Genomic DNA, 15,799 nt, shown 5'->3' on the forward strand with positions numbered 1-15,799 from the left:
ATCCCCATAACGCCGTTCCAACTCCCAGCCAGGAGCGACCATCATGTCCACACTTTCCCGTGTTTCAAACACCATGCCCACGTCCCTTTCCTGCATTGACCTGACCGTCACCGGCGCCTTGGACGCAACAACGGTCCTGGGCATTCGCCAGGAATCCGCAAAGGCCGCAACTGACGGGCCCATCCTGGTCCTGCTGGATGTGGCGGCGGTGACGACCGTCGGCGCTTCCGGCGTCGTTGGCCTCCTGGAGGTGTTGCACCTCCTGCGCGCCCGCGGCGGAGACCTGCGTCTTTTCGGCAGCTCCGCGGCCTTGGAAATTACCCGGCTCCAGGCTCATCTGGGGCAAGTCACCCGCATATATGGAACCCGGGAGGAAGCCGTCGACGGCGGCCTGGGACCAGGGCGCGCACGCCACCTGGCGCCCGGGTTCCGATGGCACAGGCTCTTCCCAAGACGGCGTCGCACCCTGGGGTGGAGCTGACATGGCCCGCGCCACTGCGGTAGCGCCCAGGCCACCACGGCTGAAGCCCACTCCCCCAGCCTTCGCCGGCCACCCGGACCGCAGACGCAGGAGAGCCAGCCTCGTTGTTCCCTTGCTGGTGACCGCACTGGTGGCTACCGGCCTGGGTTTCGCTTCCAAGGAGGTGGTCCCCGTTGTCCAGGCGTTGTCTCTGTGCAAGGCCGGAGATGCGGCCTCGATTATCCCCAAAGATGGCGTGCTGCTGGGGGTCAACCTGGATTGGAACACCGAAACCCTTGCCGAACACCGGGCCAATCTGGGACATGATCCCGCAGTTGTGGTGCAGTTCTCCGACATTCCCTATGACGACCAAACGTGGGCGCACACCACCAACGCCGTGACGCAGGTCCGGGCGGCGGGTGGGGTGCTGCTCCTGACCTTGGAGCCGCACGGCGGCCTGGCGACGATGAGTGACGAGGTGATCGCCAAGTTGGCCACCGACTTACGCGCCATCAACGATCAGGGGACGCCCGTCGTCGTACGTTTTGCCCATGAGATGAACGGCTCCTGGTATTCGTGGGGCCAGCAGCCCACCCGCTACGTGCAGGTTTTCCGCAAGGTGGCGGCGGCGGTGCACGCGCAGGCGCCGGGCACGTCCATGATGTGGGCGCCGAACTACGGGGGTGGTTATCCGTTCACGGGTGGCCAGTACGCGGCCCGTCCGGGCACCCCGGACTTCGCAGCGCTTGATACCAACCATGACGGCGTACTCACCATGGCAGACGACACGTATGCCCCCTACTATCCGGGGGACGACGCGGTGGACTGGGTGGGAGTCTCGCTGTACCACTGGGGCAACCAGCGCCCGTGGGGAAACAACGACATTGCTGAACCGGGCAAGTTCCTGGCCATGCTCACCGGAACCTACAGCGGCACGGCGGGCGACGACAGTTCCGTGCCGGATTTCTACCAGGTGTACGGCGTGGACCATGACCGGCCTGTGGCTGTCCCGGAGACCGCTGCGATCTTTACCCCTGCGCGCGGTGGGGCATCGGAGCTGGAGGTCAAACGTGCTTGGTGGCGCCAGGTCTTCTCCGCCGAAACGCACCAAAAGTATCCGCAGTTGAAGATGATCAATTGGTTCGAGTGGAAGAAGTACGAGATCGAGATTAACGACGACGTCGACTGGCGGAGCGCCGGATCGCCCGCCATCCGCGACGCACTGACCCAGGACCTGCCGGACTGGTTGCGGTACGGCGAGGACGTGCCGGCGTGCCGCTAAGCTGCGGGCGCTGCTTCCGTGGTGGCTGTTTCCCTGCCAGGATCCGAACCCGGCGCCGGGACGGGCTCGGGCACCATGAACCTGGGAAGCAACACTTGGACGATCGGCCCGATAGCCAGGGCGTAGACCACGGTACCCACGCCCACGGACCCGCCCAGCAGGAGGCCTACAGCCAGGACAGTAACTTCGATGCCGGTGCGGACCAGGCGCACCGACCAGCCGGTACGGCGAACCAGCCCGGTCATCAGGCCATCACGGGCACCGGGACCCAATCGTGCACCGATGTAGCAGGCAGAGGCGATGCCGTTCAGGATCACGGCTCCGGCCAGCATGGCAATTTGCCCGCCCAGGTGTGAGACCGCCGGGATGAGCCAGAGCCCCAGGTCAGCGAACAGGCCCACCAAAACGGCGTTGGCAACGGTACCAATCCCGGGCATCTGCCGCAGCGGGATCCAGAGGAGGAGGACAATAAAGCTGACCGCGATGACCACCACGCCAATGCTGAAACCGGTCTTGGTGGCCACGCCCTGGTGGAAAACATCCCAGGGGTCCAAGCCAAGGCCGGCACGGATGAAAACGGCCAGGGAGATGCCGTACATCGCGAGGCCGATCAGGAGTTGAGTGAGTCTTCGGGTCATCATGGAATCCATCGTCGCCGAAAACTGGCCTTGTATTCCATAGCCAGTTTGCAATACTGGTCTTATGTCCGGCTCTTTGAACCCCACCGCACTCGTTCGGCTCCTCGGCTCCTGGAACTCCGGTTCCCTGCCCGCCTACCGCGAGCTGGCCGACGTCGTGCGCTTGCTGGTGATGGACGGGCGCATACCGCTGGACGTAGCGCTGCCCAGCGAGCGGGCCCTGGCCCAGACCCTTGACCTGAGCCGGACCACCGTCACGGCCGCGTACTCCAACCTCCGCGAACAGGGCTTCCTCACCTCGGGCCAGGGCAGCCGGGCCCGGACGTGCATCCCCCACCGGACCGTACCCGTGAGTGCGCCCGGCCTCGCCGTGCCGGATGGCCTCCTGGACCTCGCCTACGCGTCCCTGCCGGCTGCCGGGGAAGTGGTGCATCGGGCGTTCGCGGACGCCTTGACCGAACTGCCCGCCCTCCTGCCCGGCTTTGGGTACGACGCCGTGGGGGTCCTGGCACTCCGCGAAGCCATTGCGGACAAGTACACCGCCGACGGAGTGCCCACCATGCCGGGCCAGATCCTCGTCACTTCCGGCGCCCAGCACGCCCTCAACATCGTGCTTCGCACCCTGGCCGGCAAGCAGGACCGGGTGTTGGTGGAGCACCCCACCTACCCCAACGCCCTGGACGCCATCCGGGCCGCCGGCTGCAAACCGCTTCCCGTCGCATTGCCCTCGGGGACCTCACCCGCATGGGACATCGATGCCATGGTGTCCACCATGAACCAGCAACGGCCCGCGATGGCGTACCTCGTCCCGGATTTCCACAATCCGACGGGCCGCATCATGTCCGATCTGCAGCGTCGGCGCCTGGTGCGGGCTGCAGCGGCGTCGGGGACAGTCCTGGTGGTGGACGAAACGCTCCGGGGATTAAACCTCGACGGCGTCCGCACCGCACCGATGTCCGCTTTCGGTCCCGCCGTGGTGTCCATTGGGTCGCTGAGCAAGTCCCATTGGGCGGGCCTCAGGACCGGGTGGATCCGCGCCGACGAGGGCCTGATTTCCCGTTTCGTGGCAACGAGGACCGTCATGGATCTGGGCGGTCCTGTTGTGGAGCAATTGGCGGCGGCCCGGCTGGTGCGGTCCTTCGCCGAGCCCCTGGATGCCAGGTTGGAGGAACTGCGGCACAACCGGGAATCACTCCTCGGCTTGCTGGCTGAACACCTGCCGGCCTGGGAAGTGGAGCGGCCGCGGGGCGGACTCACCGTTTGGTGCCGCCTCCCCAGCCCCTGCAGCACTGCGCTGACGATCCTTGCCCCGGACTTTGGGGTTCGCTTGGCAGCGGGTCCCAGGTTCGGGGTGGGCGGAGCCTTTGAACACTTCCTTCGCGTGCCGTACACGTTGCCGCCTGAGCAGTTGGAGGTCGCCGTCCTGGCCCTGCGCGGAGCCCAGGACAAACTGGACTCCTCGCCCCACCTCCGCCGGTCCCTCAAGTCTGAGCGATCAGCGGCGGCGGCAGTGGCCTAGCCTTCTGTTTGGGCGGCCCCCGCCTGGGCAGCCCCCGCGCCCATGCGCTGCTTGGCTGTGTTGCTGCCGGGGCCTACGGGGATGTGCGAGGTAGCTTTGGCAAGGCCGAACCGTGGCATGCCGTTGTAGACCACTTCAATGCCCGACGCCGGAACCTGGTAGGTCTCATGCCACACGCCCACGTCGCCGCTGCCGGACATTTCCTTCATGAACTTCCGCCAGGGAGCAAGGTGCGGAGACTCCCTGTCGGCAGCAAAACGCCGCAGGTGCTCGGGGCTTTCCCAATAGCTGAGCAGCATGGTGGTCCTCCCGAGCCACTGTTCCGTGCCAAGCAAGCCCGCCTCGGGATTCGCGGCCAGGTGCTGCAGCATGGCGGTCATGGCTGAAGCCACCCGGGCAACCCGGCCCACCTTCCACCACCTGTTGGCGCGCATCCCGATCAGGAACACCGTGACTGTATCGCGCCCTACGTCAGCGGTGAATCGGCCGGGGAAGATTTCCTGTGCCATGTGAATTCCTTCGCTTGGGGAACCCACTGTCAGATTCCTGTTCTCATAACGTCGTTTAATAACGTCGTTATGAAACAATGTTATGAAACACTGGAAGGCATGGCAAGACCTATCGTTCATGATCTCCAGGTCCGGCAACGGCTACTGGCGGTCACCGCAGAACTCGTGGACCGCGAAGGCCCGGCCCGCGTGACCCTCCGGGACGTCGCCGCCGCAGCAGACACGTCAACCACCGCGATCTACTCGCTCTTCGGCGGAAAAGCCCAACTGCTGACGGCCGCCGTCGACGACGGTTTCCGCACCTTCGGGGAGTCCCAACGCGAAGCCGCCCACGGCGGTCTTTTGGCGCTCGGCAGGGCCTACCGCGTTTGGGCCCTTGAGCACCCGGCCCTTTACCGGCTCATGTTCGGTGGCGCGCTGGCCGCCTATGTGGAGTGCAAGCCGACGCCGGATGTCGCCTCGGATTCGATGCTGCCCCTGGTAGAGGCGGTCGCCGAGGCGCAGGCCGCAGGGAGGCTCCGTGCGGAAGACCCCATAGTGGTAGCGATGGGGATCTGGGGACAGGTCCATGGGCTGGTCAGCCTGGAGCTGGCCCAGATGAACGATCCCGCCACCGACTGGCCCGGAATTTACGAAGCCGCCCTCGCGTCCGTAGCCCGCGCCTGGGCCCCCTAGCCAATCCTTAGGCGTATACCTTTTCCAGGAAGCCGCCCCATGCCTTGGCCGTCAGTTCGGAATCCCCGGAACCGCTGAAGTCGTGCACGGTCAGGCCGACGGGAGCACCAAAGGCGTTCCGGCCGAAGAAGCGATACATGGCATCCGCGGTCCGCAGGCCCAGGAAGTTCTGGTTGGCGAAGTCCACCTCGCCGCTCAACCGGCCAACGCCGTCGACCTCAACATCAAAGCGCGAACCGGCGGCAGCACTTTCCACCCCGAGCGCCTTCTTCAGCTGCACAAAGCCGTCGGGAGCCTGCGAAGTCGCGGGGCCCTGGATGTCCGTGAACACCACCGGCCGCCCGTCGAAGTGCTGGAGGTACTGGCCCAGGGTGTGCAGGTAGAACTCGGTGTGCTTGCTGGCGCCGTCGTACTGCTCATCCCAGTTGTCCGCAAAAATGCCACTGTGGACGTAGTGCAGCTTGGCGCGCCCACCCTCGAGGGGTTCGAGGACGTGCTCCAACTGGTTGAACCAGCCGTCCGGGCCGTCCATCCGCGACACGAGATGCGTGGGGTATTCCTCCACCGTTTTCACGGCGGGCCACTGATCGGTGGGGAACATCCAGGCAGCGGTGTCTGCAGTAACGGCGTTCCACACGCGTTCAGGCGTGCCGGGCAGCTCGGTGTCCGCCACGATTTCGAATTCCCGGTTCTCAGTCATTGCCTTGGTCCTTTTCTGCTGTGTGCCCGGAGGCTGCTTGTTCCGTTGAGGGGGTCTTGAGTGCTGGATGGAGGACGACGACGAGCCGGTGCTTGCGTCCGCCACCCGCCGGGGTGGCAGAACCGCCGTCGTGGTATTTATCGACGAGCCGCGTCACCGCCACGCCGAGCTCCTCCGCGAATGCCGCGCGATCGGCGGCCGAGCGGAAAGTAATCTCGCCGTCGATGGCGAAGCTGGCCAGCTTCTTCCTGGCCACGGCAGCGCCGGAGATGAGCTTTCCCATTTCCTGAACGGTGCGCGCGGCAAGCGAGAGCAGCCAGAAGGCCGAGAACCTGTCAGCGAAACGCCGTGGATCCGGCGCCACGGAGGCCAGTGCGGCCGGCGAAATGACGTAGGAGGCGGCGGTGGCGCACAACACGCGCTCGGTGACATTGCCTTTGCGGCGCTCCTCCACCAACTCCACCAACCCGTGCCGCTCGAGGGCTTTGAGGTGGTAGTTGATCTTCTGCCTCGGTAATCCAACCCTGCCGGCAAGCTGCGTGGCCGACGCCGGCTCGGCGAGCTCCTGGAGAATGCGCGTACGGATTGGGTCCAGTGACGCTTCCGCCGCGGCCGGGTCCTCGATCACTTCGATGTCCAACATGCTTCAAGTATGTTCACCGACAACTTTTCTTGTCAAGAACTTTTTTCTGTTCGGTGTTGTGAGGCCCGCTCTGCGCCCATTCGGGCCACCCAGGCACGCAGAGCGGGCCCCACAACGCGATCCCGGTAGAATTGTCCAGTGATGCAATCCCCCCTCCCCGTGCGCGACGGCGTCAACGCAACCCGCCTGCGCCTCCCGGACGACGGGCCCTGGGAGACTGCAATGGACTACATGATGCATCGCTGGGGACACATCGACCCCCAAGGCATCGAGGACCGATTCGACGCCGGCGAAATCGTGGGCGAAGGCGGCGTCCCCCTCGATCGCAGCACCAGGCTCGAGGACCACACGTTCATCTGGTATTACCGCACGCTCCCCCCGGAGACCCGGATTCCAGTGGAAATCACCATCCTCCACCAGGACGAACACATCCTCGTGGTCGACAAACCGCACTTCCTGCCCACCACCCCGGGCGGTACCTACATCCAGGAATCGGCACTGGTCCGCCTCCGCAACCAGCTGGACCTCCCGGACCTCATCCCCATGCACCGCCTGGACCGCATGACCGCCGGGCTCCTGCTGCTCTCCACCAACCCGGAGACACGGGGAAAGTACCAGGTCCTCTTCGAGAAGCGCCAGGTCCAGAAGGAATACGAGTGCGTGTCTGCCGCGACACCCGCCCCCGGTTTTCCCGCCGTCGAGTTCCCCGCAGTAGTCCGCAACCGCATGACCAAGTCCCGCAGCTACCTCCTCGCCGAAGTCATCGACGGCGAACCAAACGCAGAAACGCGGATCGAAAAAACAAGGACGTTCGACGCCGGCACCCACCAGCGCGCGCTGTACCGGCTGGAACCCCACACCGGGAAGACCCACCAACTGCGCGTGCACATGGCCTCGCTCGGACTCGGAATCGTCAACGACGCCTTCTACCCGGACCTGCTGGACAAAGCCCCGGACGACTACGCGAAGCCACTTCAACTACTGGCCCGCGGCATCACTTTCGTGGACCCCATCAGCAAGAAGCCAGTGGAATACCGAAGCCGGTTGGAGCTCAGCGAAGCCCACGCCTGAACGGGGCACTACTCCCCCGGCGTCAAATGGTCGAACACCAGGTTGGTTTGCGTGTTGGCGATGGCCGGATCCGATGCGAGGTGGACAGCAATGAAGTCCCGCAACTCCGTCGGCGTCCCGCAGGCCACATGCACTAAAAAGTCCTGGTCGCCGGCCAGAAGGAACACACTCTGGACGTTCGGCAGCGACTTGAGCCGCTGCGCGATGGCCAGCATCTTGTTGCGGGCCTGCGGGTTCACCCTGATGGAGATCAGCGCGTAGACCAGCAAGCCCAACGCCTCAAGATCCACGGATGCATGGAAACCCCGGATGACTCCGGCATCCTTGAGCGCCCGGACCCTGCCAAGGCACGTTGAGGGCGCAATCCCCGCCTTGGACGCGAGCACGTTGTTGGGAATCCTGGCGTCGGCCATGAGTTCCCGAAGGATCAGACGGTCTGTGTCATCCAGCCGAACGGGATTCGGAACGGCGCCCGCCGTTCGGTTCACGGTTGAATCCGACACGAAATAGCCCCTGTTCTTTTTGTAATTCTTCAGAATCCTTGGCAGGACATTGGACTGGATTCTATCTTGAATCGATTTGCAGAATCGACGAGGAGGTCGTGATGGGCAGTTTCGACAAGATCCAAGAACGTGAAGGCGGGCTGAAAAAGCAGCTCACCTCACGGCAGATGACCATGATCGCCTTGGGCGGCGCAATCGGCACCGGGTTGTTCCTGGGCAGCAAATTCGCCATAGGTTTGGCAGGTCCCAGCGTGATCATCAGCTACGCCATCGGCGGGCTGATCGCTCTGCTCCTGATGGGCAGCCTCTCCGAGATGACGGTGGCACACCCCACGTCCGGTTCGTTCGGTGCCTTCGCCGAGCATTACGTCAGTCCACTGGCCGGGTTCCTGGTCAAGTACATGTACTGGTCCTGCATCGTGTTGGCTGTGGGGACCGAGGTCACTGCGGTGGGTGAATACATGAAGCTCTGGTTCCCGGACATCCCGTCCCTGCTGTGGGTGGTCTTCTTCTCGGCCGTACTCATCGGCGTGAACACCATGAACGTGAAGGTGTTCGGCGCCTTGGAATACTGGTTCTCCAGCATCAAGGTCTTTGCAATCATCGCCTTCATTGTGCTCGGCGCATACATTGTCTTCGGAGCCCGAACCGACGGCACCGGCTTCCAGAACTACTCGGCCGACGGCGGATTCTTCCCCAACGGTTTGTCCGGTACCTGGTTCGCCGTGATCGTCTCCATCTTCAGCTACCTCAGCATCGAAATGATCGCCATCGCCGCCGGGGAGGCCAAGGATCCCGCCACAGCAGTGAAGAAGGCATTCCGCACCACCATCGTCCGGCTCCTCCTGTTCTACATCGTCACCCTGGCACTGATCCTGGCCATCGCGCCGGTCAGCCAGATCCTGTCGGGCGGCAGCCCCTTCGTGACCGTGATGCAGAACCTTGGCGTCCCTTTCGCTGACAGCTTGCTCACGTTTGTGGTGATCATCGCTGCGCTCTCAGCCATGAACAGCCAGCTCTACATCTCCACCCGGATGATCTTCAGCCTCTCCCGCAGCGGCGACGCACCCGCCATCTTCGGCAGGCTGCGCGGTAACGGTGCCCCAGTGAATGCCCTGATCCTCTCAACCACTGGTATTGCGATCGCCACTGTGGTCTACGCGATGTTCCCCGAGACTGCCTTCACGTTCATGATGGCGATCTCCATGTTCGGCGCAATGTTCACCTGGTTCATGATCTTCGTGACCCACTGGTTCTTCCGCAGGAGCATGAAACGCACGGGGACAACACTCTCCTACAAGACACGCTTCTACCCGGCGGGAACCATCCTGGGGGCGATCCTCATGTTGGCCATAGCCGTCAGCACCTTGGGAACTGAAGCATTCAACATGACCCTGGTCTTTGGCCTGCCGCCTCTGGCCCTCGTGACGGTTCTGTACTTCATGGTGCAGCGACGCAAACGTCAGGCCACGGAATCGGGCGAGGCTTCAAATGCCGCCCGGAAGACCGCCGTCGTCTCTTCGGAGAACAGCACGAATTCCACCAACTCCAGCGGGCTGCCTGACGCGGCACCCGCTGACAGCGACGCCCAGAAGGACCTGACGGCGTCGAACGCAACCTCGGCGACCTGACGGGCATCCCAACCATAAATTCCGGCGCTGATCGCAGGGAAGGCAACCGACCGGGCACCCAGTCCCGTCGCCACCTTCAGGCTTTCGCTAAAGCACGATGCGAGCAGCGCCGGATCCGTCTGCCCGGCACGCCGGTTAGGCCCCACAGTGTGGACCACCCAACGGGCCGGAAGGCGGAAACCCGCAGTTGCGACAGCCGCGCCCACAGGCAAACCATCGGGCAATTCCGAACGCCTAAGCCTCCGGCACGCCTCAAGAAGTTCCGGCCCGGCAGCCCTGTGGATGGCACCGTCCACTCCCCCTCCACCAAACAGGGACGAGTTGGCGGCGTTGACAATAACGTCCACGGGACGCGTCGTGATGTCGCCATGCAGGATGTCGATTCGCATGGCGCCAGTTTCGCCCAGAGCGGCAGCGGCAGCAAGTGCGGTACCTTGTGGCCATGGACATCACCGCCCCTGAGACGTGGGGATCCGCGATCTACCTGTGGATCGTACCCATAGTGGTGGGCGACGCCATTTTTCCACCGATCCCGTCCGAAATGGTGGTCATTACCGGCGGGGCGCTCGCGGCCGACGGCCACACCAACGTTTGGCTGATCCTGCTTCTGGCCGCCTTCGCGTCGTGGCTGGGCGACATGGCGGTGTATTTGCTGTTCAAGCGGCGCATCAGCCACGTTCTCGACCGTTGGTCATGGGGCCGCCACGTCCACCGCGGAATTCACGCAGCGATCGCCAAAGCGGGCCGCTCGTCCACATACGGCGCAATCATCGGCGGGCGATTCGTCCCGGGCGGTCGGCTCGCGACTTCCGCCGCATCGGGCATCGCCAACGTTTCCGTCCGCGGGTTCAGCCTATGTGCTGCCTTGGGCGCCATGCTCTGGGCTGTCTGGCAGGTGGGCCTGGGCTACTTCACCGGTTCCACCACCAAGCTGCCGTTCTGGGCCAGCTCGTTGATCGGGGTCGGCGTTGGGTTGGTCATCGGAGTGGTGGTGGGGCTGATCGTCACGCGTCGCCGCGGCAACCGCTCCCCCGTCGAGGAACCGTTCGACGGCGATCCGTTCGACGGTGAGACGCCCCAACCCGAGTAGGGCTCGCCTGTTAAATGGGCGACCAGCGCCCGCGGCTGCGACGCAACACGTACAGGCTTCCGGTCAAGGCAACGCGTTCGACGGCGTCACGCATCATGGCAGCCGACGTCCGGGCTTCGTCGTTCTCGCCTGCGTAATCGCGGTCGCCAACGGTAAAGCGGAGGCTGAGTTGGGGCACTCCGCCCACAATGTCCAGCTGGTTCGATTCCACGTGGTGGCGGGTTTCCAGGGCCTCGACTGCCGCAGCCATGACGGACTCGGGCGCGTTTCCCAGTTTGAGGCCTGTAATCTTCAGCTTGGTCTGGAACGAAGGCATCCCATAACCCTAACGCTCTCCCACATCCCACCCCCTTGAACGAATCCCTCCTGCAGCGAGTGCAGGAGGGATCCGTTGAATCGGGAGGGATCTGGAGGAGGGTCTGCTAGCCGGTGTTGCGCAGTCCGGCAGCCACACCATTGACGGTAATGAGCATGGCCCGCTGGAGCCGCTCGTCAATCTCGGCGCCGGACACGGACTCTTCACGCACACGGCGCAGGAGTTCCACCTGGAGGTAGCTGATGGGATCCAGGTACTGATCACGGATTTCCAGTGACCGCTTCAGCGTAGGCTGGGCATCCAGCAGCTCGGTCTCACCTGTGAGCCTTTCAATTTCAGCCACCGTGAGCTCGTACTCATCACGGATCATGTGGAACAACCGGTGCAATTCGGCGGGGACCAGCGATGAAACATAGTAGCCTGCGATCTCCATGTCCGTCTTGGCCAGCGTCATTTCCACGTTGGAGATCACCGAGCGGAAGAAGTGCCAACGGTCCATCATCTCCACGAGCTGTTCCGTGTTTCCGGCCTCGCGGGCGGCCTTCAGGCCTGATCCGACCCCGAACCAACCGGGAACGATCTGGCGCGACTGGGTCCATCCGAAAACCCACGGGATGGCACGAAGTCCACCAAGGCCGGCACCGGAATCCGGGCGCTTGGAGGGACGGGATCCAATGTTCAACGACCCCAGCTGCTCCACCGGGGTGGAGGCCAGGAAATACGCCGGCAGTTGGGGGTCGTCGATCAACGTGCGGTACCGGGCGAAAGCGGCGTCGGAAATGGTTTCCATGACGTTCCCGTAACGCTCGCGTTCGTCCTCCGACGTGCGCGGAGTCCGGTGCAGGGCCGAACCCTGCATCACAGCGGCCAGCGACAACTCAAGGTTTTCCCGGGCAAGTTCGGGCAGGGAGTACTTGTCCGAAATGACTTCGCCCTGCTCCGTGAACTTGATTTCGCCTTCGAGCACGCCATTCGGCTGAGCCATGATGGCGTCGTACGTCGGTCCACCACCGCGGCCAACAGAACCGCCACGGCCGTGGAAAAGACGCACCCGGACGCCGTGCTTCGCCGCAATATCCCGCAGTTTGCGTTGGGTCTTGTGGATTTCCCATTGGCTGGTCATCACGCCGGATTCCTTGTTGGAATCGGAGTAGCCCAGCATGATCTCCTGGATGTCGCCACGGAGTCGGACGAGTTCACGGTAGGAGGGATCGGAGAGGAGCTGATCCACGATCTCGGCAGATGCCCGGAGTTCCTCAACGGTCTCCAGGAGGGGAGCGAAACCGATCTTGGCATGGGGTTTGCTGCCAAAAAGATCGATCAACCCGGCTTCGCGGGCAAGGACCGCCGCCGCCAACACGTCATCGGCGCCACGGGTCATGGAGATGATGTACGTCTCCACCACATCAGGACCATAAGTGTGGAGGGCCTGTCGGATGCTCCGGAAGACATCGTAGGTTCCATCGGCGGTACCTTCGAGCTTGATGGGGTGGCCGGACAACGGACGGCGCGAAGCAAGTTCGGCGCCGAGGAAGGCGAAACGCTCCTCCCGGGTCAACTCTCCGTAAGGCTTCGCGGCACCCAGCCTGTCCACAAGCTGCCCGACAGCATCATGGTGGTAGTCGGCGTGTTCGCGGATATCCAAGGTGGCAAGATGCAGGCCGAACGCGGCAAGAGCCCGCCGAACGCGGGCCAAGGCACCATCAGCCACCAAGGCTGCTGAATGGTTGCGCAGCGAACTCTCCAGCAGGCCGAACTCTGCCAGCAGTTCAGGCGTCGTCGCGTAGTCGCGGCCGGGCTCGTGGTACGTCGAGGCAGCAATACGACGTCCGGTGTTGATGAGTTTGGCCTTGATACAGGTGAGCTTGAGCCTGTATGGCTCCTGCGCGTTCAATTCCAGGATGCGCTTGTCCAGTCCCGGAAGATTCTTCAAGTCCACGTCGATGGAATCCAACAACTCCTGGTCCGCACCAAACAGGGCGGTGGAGTTCGAGAGGACCGAGATCAGTTCGTCGATCAATACGATGCCGATTCGAACGGCGTTCTGGTTCTGGAGCTGCAGGATTTCCCGGGTGACAGCGGCGGTCACATTGGGATTGCCGTCCCTGTCCCCACCGATCCAGGAACCAAAGCGGATGGGTGCCGACCCCGTCGGCAGTGTCACGCCGTGCTCGGCCAGGAGCTCCGAGAGATCCGTCAGCATTTCCGGCATGGCATCGGTCAGGATGCTGTTCAGGTAGTAGATAGCGTTCCGGGCCTCGTCCACCGGGGTGGGGCGGACCTGTCGAAGCTCGTCCGTTTGCCACATCTGGTCGATGATCTCTGCCAGTTGGCGGTCCTGGCGTCGGCGGGAAGAGGTCCCCTCCTGGGTCGGTTCCGCGAGCACATCCGAGAGCTTACGGACTTTGTCCAGCACGGAACGCCGCGATGCTTCAGTCGGGTGGGCCGTGAAGATGGGCCTTACGTCGAGTTCATTGATTACATCCTGCAGGACCTGAGGGCCGGCCTGGCCGGCGATCTCGGAAACGGCCTTGGCGAGCCAGCCGTCCTTCTCCTGCCGGGTTCGGAGACCCCGGACACGATGGACCTGCTCGGCCGCGTTGCTGAGGTGGAAGTAGAACGCAAAGGCGCGGACAAGGTCGGTGGCCTGCTCAAGTGGCAGGGAGGCGAGCAGTTCACGGACCTGGACAACGACGTCGTGCGCGCTCCACGGACCGGTGGCATCAGCGCCGCCGCGGGCGGCTTCCTTGGATTCCTTGGTCAACAGGCGCACCTGCTCCACGAGCTGGAGCAGTTCGGGACCGTGTTGCCGGACCAAGGACTCGCCCAGCAACGTGGAAACCCGGCGAACGTCGGCCCGCAGTTCAGCGGCGAGATCAGTGTCTAGATGGGCAGTGTGAACCATAGATACATACCTTCGGGATCTATTGAGGCCCGTACACTGCGCTGGATACTGTGAGCCGGATTACTGGTGTTTCCTAGGGATCTTACCCGCACCAAACTTCCCTGACGGAATGTGTCTCAGATTATGGTTTTACATGCGGCGACGTCCGGACGTCCCCTAAAGAAACGGCCTCAGTAGCTGTAGGAAAACTGGTTAGGGGCGATTCCGGTCCCACTGAGCGAGTACGTCAGGACATGGTCTGCCCATCCCCGCTTGGAGACGGCCTGAAGATCAAATTGGAGCCGATCGCGCCGTATTGACTGAGTGGAGCAAGTAACGACGCTCCTGCTCTCCAGGGCGCACGTCCACCCTTCCGGCGCACGGACCGTACCTGCCTCTATCCAGGCATTCTGCCCCACGGAAAAGACTGCCTTTCCGCTGCCCAAGGGGTCGGACCCGGAAGCCTCGAAGTCGACCTGCAACGCTGTGCTGTTGGGCCCACGGTCCCTACTGCGGTCTGCGGACCCTTTGACCTTCACGGGCGGTGCGTCGGAAGGAACCGGCGCGGGTGAAGGCGCAGGCGTGACAACCGGTGGGGGTACCGGAACGACGGGCTCCGTGGGCTCTTGCGTAGGTTCCGGTGAGGCTGCCGGCTCGGGTGCAACGGGAGCCGACGCCGGCGGTGCTGCAACAACGGCCGGCGGGATGGCGGCTGCCGGGGAACTTGGAGCCGATGCCGCGGGGGTGGTCACGAGGGGTTGCGCTTCCGATGGAAGGCCCCTGGTTTCAACGGCCCGCTGCTCCATGTAGGCGTCCGGGGTCAGGTGGTCGACAATGCCCACCGCGCCCAGGACGAGTCCCACCCCGGCCGCTGCGATAACGGCCATCACAGCCGGCTGGGCAAGTGTAGGGACGGCGAGAGCCGCTTTTGCCGGCAGCATGCCACCCAAAACTCCCAGTCCGGCCCCCTTTCCGGCCCACATCGCCAGGGGAACTCCGGTCACCAAGGGCAGGAGAACGGCCCTCATGCTCCCTTGGACGTCCTTCAGTTCTGCCAAGGCAGCGGTGCATTTGGCGCAACCACGCAAGTGCTCCCGGACCTTCCTTTCGGCCGCGGTGGAAAGTCCACCCCGGACGTAACTGCCGAGTTTGGAGGCAAACTCTGCACACCTGCTGTCAGGCTCTTCGGCTATATGGAACTGGAGGTAGTGCCGCCTCAGTCCCTCACGCGCACGCAGGGCGAGCGCGGAAACAGCATTGGGAGACAGCCCGAGGATTGGCGCGACAGCTGCCGGTTTCATTCGTTCCACGTCCAAATACCAGAGCACAGCCTGCCAACGCTCCGGAAGGGCGCGGAAGGCTTTGGACACTGTGTGGGATTCGAAAGCACTGATGGCGGAGTCGGCGTCACCCATCGTCTGGTCCAGAACGGCGTCGTCTCCGCTGGGGAGGACCTTGCCGCTCTTCCGATTCCGCTGGTGGGACAGCCGCGTCACAGTGGAAAGGAGATATGCCCGAAAGAAGGTATCCGGTCCCTTCCCCGCCACCAAGCTCTGCAGGACCGATTGGAAGGCCTCCGCCACGACATCCTCGACATCGCTCGGGTTGTCCACGTTGCGCTTGGCAACGGTCGATGCGATGGAAATATGCCGCTCGTACAAAGCGTCAAACGCAGCCATGTCTCCACTGCGAACCAATTCGATCAGGTGACCGTCGCTATCGATCCCATCCTGCGAAATACTGTCCATGCTTGTCTTGGCGGCCACTTACTGCCCCCTGACAATGTCATAAATCGTGCCCATATTTAAGAAGTGCTGGCACCGTCCGACTCATGACGCAATTTGTCCAAAGTCTTTAGCTTAAGAGAATCGGCTATCG

The 15,799-nt window shown here is 63.4% G+C and carries 15 protein-coding genes and 1 pseudogene; 7 read left to right on the top strand and 9 right to left on the bottom strand.

The annotated features are described in order from the left end of the window. Positions 1 to 43 precede the first annotated feature (43 nt). Together ACNQOP_RS03455 and ACNQOP_RS03460 are read left to right on the top strand one after the other, a co-directional pair. A complete protein-coding gene (locus ACNQOP_RS03455) occupies positions 44 to 481 on the top strand; it encodes an STAS domain-containing protein (protein ID WP_416403340.1) in 438 nt (145 codons plus the stop codon). A gap of 1 nt (position 482) precedes the next feature. Continuing rightward, the gene (locus ACNQOP_RS03460; RefSeq protein ID WP_416403341.1) at positions 483 to 1,742 is read left to right on the top strand and encodes a glycoside hydrolase family 26 protein; all 1,260 of its coding nucleotides are present in this window, start codon (positions 483 to 485) and stop codon (positions 1,740 to 1,742) included. Here ACNQOP_RS03460 and ACNQOP_RS03465 read toward each other — a convergent pair. Beyond that, positions 1,739 to 2,383, bottom strand: a complete 645-nt coding sequence (locus ACNQOP_RS03465; protein ID WP_257370429.1) for a YczE/YyaS/YitT family protein — start codon at positions 2,381 to 2,383, stop codon at positions 1,739 to 1,741. The genes ACNQOP_RS03460 and ACNQOP_RS03465 overlap by 4 nt on opposite strands. A 61-nt stretch (positions 2,384 to 2,444) precedes the next feature. On the opposite strand from ACNQOP_RS03465, the gene ACNQOP_RS03470 reads away from it, so the two are divergent. Beyond that, on the top strand, positions 2,445 to 3,899 hold the full coding sequence (locus ACNQOP_RS03470) for a PLP-dependent aminotransferase family protein (protein WP_416403342.1): 1,455 nt from the start codon (positions 2,445 to 2,447) through the stop codon (positions 3,897 to 3,899). Here ACNQOP_RS03470 and ACNQOP_RS03475 read toward each other — a convergent pair. Beyond that, positions 3,896 to 4,408, bottom strand: a complete 513-nt coding sequence (locus tag ACNQOP_RS03475; protein ID WP_416403343.1) for a DUF4188 domain-containing protein — start codon at positions 4,406 to 4,408, stop codon at positions 3,896 to 3,898. The two genes, ACNQOP_RS03470 and ACNQOP_RS03475, sit on opposite strands and share 4 nt — an antisense overlap. A 99-nt stretch (positions 4,409 to 4,507) precedes the next feature. Between ACNQOP_RS03475 and ACNQOP_RS03480 the strand changes: the two genes are divergently transcribed. Next, positions 4,508 to 5,083, top strand: a complete 576-nt coding sequence (locus tag ACNQOP_RS03480) for a TetR-like C-terminal domain-containing protein (RefSeq protein ID WP_284985386.1) — start codon at positions 4,508 to 4,510, stop codon at positions 5,081 to 5,083. Positions 5,084 to 5,090: 7 nt separating this feature from the next. Here ACNQOP_RS03480 and ACNQOP_RS03485 read toward each other — a convergent pair whose 3' ends face one another. Then, entirely contained in the window at positions 5,091 to 5,783 is a 693-nt protein-coding gene (locus ACNQOP_RS03485; RefSeq protein WP_416403344.1) for an SRPBCC family protein, read from the bottom strand. After that, complete coding sequence (locus ACNQOP_RS03490; protein ID WP_235519929.1) at positions 5,776 to 6,426, bottom strand: ArsR/SmtB family transcription factor; 651 nt, start codon at positions 6,424 to 6,426, stop codon at positions 5,776 to 5,778. The genes ACNQOP_RS03485 and ACNQOP_RS03490 overlap by 8 nt, the downstream gene beginning before the upstream one ends. A gap of 141 nt (positions 6,427 to 6,567) precedes the next feature. On the opposite strand from ACNQOP_RS03490, the gene ACNQOP_RS03495 reads away from it, so the two are divergent. Next, on the top strand, positions 6,568 to 7,497 hold the full coding sequence (locus ACNQOP_RS03495; RefSeq protein ID WP_257370532.1) for an RluA family pseudouridine synthase: 930 nt from the start codon (positions 6,568 to 6,570) through the stop codon (positions 7,495 to 7,497). Between the two features lie 8 nt (positions 7,498 to 7,505). Here ACNQOP_RS03495 and ACNQOP_RS03500 read toward each other — a convergent pair whose 3' ends face one another. Beyond that, the gene (locus ACNQOP_RS03500) at positions 7,506 to 8,000 is read right to left on the bottom strand and encodes an Lrp/AsnC family transcriptional regulator (RefSeq protein WP_235519928.1); all 495 of its coding nucleotides are present in this window, start codon (positions 7,998 to 8,000) and stop codon (positions 7,506 to 7,508) included. Positions 8,001 to 8,173: 173 nt separating this feature from the next. Here ACNQOP_RS03500 and ACNQOP_RS03505 point away from each other — a divergent pair. Beyond that, a pseudogene (locus tag ACNQOP_RS03505) lies at positions 8,174 to 9,358 on the top strand (amino acid permease); the annotation flags it as partial. A gap of 104 nt (positions 9,359 to 9,462) precedes the next feature. Here the strand turns inward: ACNQOP_RS03505 and ACNQOP_RS03510 are convergent. After that, positions 9,463 to 10,020 (bottom strand): O-acetyl-ADP-ribose deacetylase, encoded by a 558-nt coding sequence (locus tag ACNQOP_RS03510; protein ID WP_416403345.1) that lies wholly within the window; start codon positions 10,018 to 10,020, stop codon positions 9,463 to 9,465. Positions 10,021 to 10,073: 53 nt separating this feature from the next. Here ACNQOP_RS03510 and ACNQOP_RS03515 point away from each other — a divergent pair, with 53 nt between their 5' ends. Continuing rightward, positions 10,074 to 10,721: a DedA family protein gene (locus tag ACNQOP_RS03515; protein WP_284985382.1), complete on the top strand. Its 648-nt coding sequence runs from the start codon at positions 10,074 to 10,076 to the stop codon at positions 10,719 to 10,721. A gap of 10 nt (positions 10,722 to 10,731) precedes the next feature. Here ACNQOP_RS03515 and ACNQOP_RS03520 read toward each other — a convergent pair whose 3' ends face one another. The 3 genes from ACNQOP_RS03520 to ACNQOP_RS03530 form a co-directional block, all read right to left on the bottom strand. Further along, positions 10,732 to 11,037 (bottom strand): hypothetical protein, encoded by a 306-nt coding sequence (locus tag ACNQOP_RS03520; protein ID WP_416403346.1) that lies wholly within the window; start codon positions 11,035 to 11,037, stop codon positions 10,732 to 10,734. Positions 11,038 to 11,143: 106 nt separating this feature from the next. After that, entirely contained in the window at positions 11,144 to 13,942 is a 2,799-nt protein-coding gene (gene ppc, locus ACNQOP_RS03525; RefSeq protein ID WP_416403347.1) for a phosphoenolpyruvate carboxylase, read from the bottom strand. 170 nt (positions 13,943 to 14,112) lie between these two features. Further along, positions 14,113 to 15,687, bottom strand: a complete 1,575-nt coding sequence (locus ACNQOP_RS03530) for a sigma-70 family RNA polymerase sigma factor (protein ID WP_416403348.1) — start codon at positions 15,685 to 15,687, stop codon at positions 14,113 to 14,115. Positions 15,688 to 15,799: the final 112 nt, after the last annotated feature.

Origin of the sequence: Arthrobacter sp. LFS091, assembly GCF_047977885.1 — a bacterium.
GTDB lineage: Bacteria > Actinomycetota > Actinomycetes > Actinomycetales > Micrococcaceae > Arthrobacter.

Excerpts from the sequence above, each read along its gene's own strand:
- ACNQOP_RS03455 (WP_416403340.1), top strand. The coding sequence starts at position 44 with ATGTCCACACTTTCCCGTGTTTCAAACACCATGCCCACGTCCCTTTCC.
- ACNQOP_RS03470 (WP_416403342.1), top strand. The coding sequence starts at position 2,445 with ATGTCCGGCTCTTTGAACCCCACCGCACTCGTTCGGCTCCTCGGCTCC.
- ACNQOP_RS03510 (WP_416403345.1), bottom strand. The coding sequence starts at position 10,020 with ATGCGAATCGACATCCTGCATGGCGACATCACGACGCGTCCCGTGGAC.
- ACNQOP_RS03485 (WP_416403344.1), bottom strand. The coding sequence starts at position 5,783 with ATGACTGAGAACCGGGAATTCGAAATCGTGGCGGACACCGAGCTGCCC.
- ACNQOP_RS03520 (WP_416403346.1), bottom strand. The coding sequence starts at position 11,037 with ATGCCTTCGTTCCAGACCAAGCTGAAGATTACAGGCCTCAAACTGGGA.
- ACNQOP_RS03515 (WP_284985382.1), top strand. The coding sequence starts at position 10,074 with ATGGACATCACCGCCCCTGAGACGTGGGGATCCGCGATCTACCTGTGG.
- ACNQOP_RS03495 (WP_257370532.1), top strand. The coding sequence starts at position 6,568 with ATGCAATCCCCCCTCCCCGTGCGCGACGGCGTCAACGCAACCCGCCTG.
- ACNQOP_RS03475 (WP_416403343.1), bottom strand. The coding sequence starts at position 4,408 with ATGGCACAGGAAATCTTCCCCGGCCGATTCACCGCTGACGTAGGGCGC.
- ACNQOP_RS03490 (WP_235519929.1), bottom strand. The coding sequence starts at position 6,426 with ATGTTGGACATCGAAGTGATCGAGGACCCGGCCGCGGCGGAAGCGTCA.
- ACNQOP_RS03465 (WP_257370429.1), bottom strand. The coding sequence starts at position 2,383 with ATGATGACCCGAAGACTCACTCAACTCCTGATCGGCCTCGCGATGTAC.
- ACNQOP_RS03460 (WP_416403341.1), top strand. The coding sequence starts at position 483 with ATGGCCCGCGCCACTGCGGTAGCGCCCAGGCCACCACGGCTGAAGCCC.
- ACNQOP_RS03480 (WP_284985386.1), top strand. The coding sequence starts at position 4,508 with ATGGCAAGACCTATCGTTCATGATCTCCAGGTCCGGCAACGGCTACTG.
- ppc (WP_416403347.1), bottom strand. The coding sequence starts at position 13,942 with ATGGTTCACACTGCCCATCTAGACACTGATCTCGCCGCTGAACTGCGG.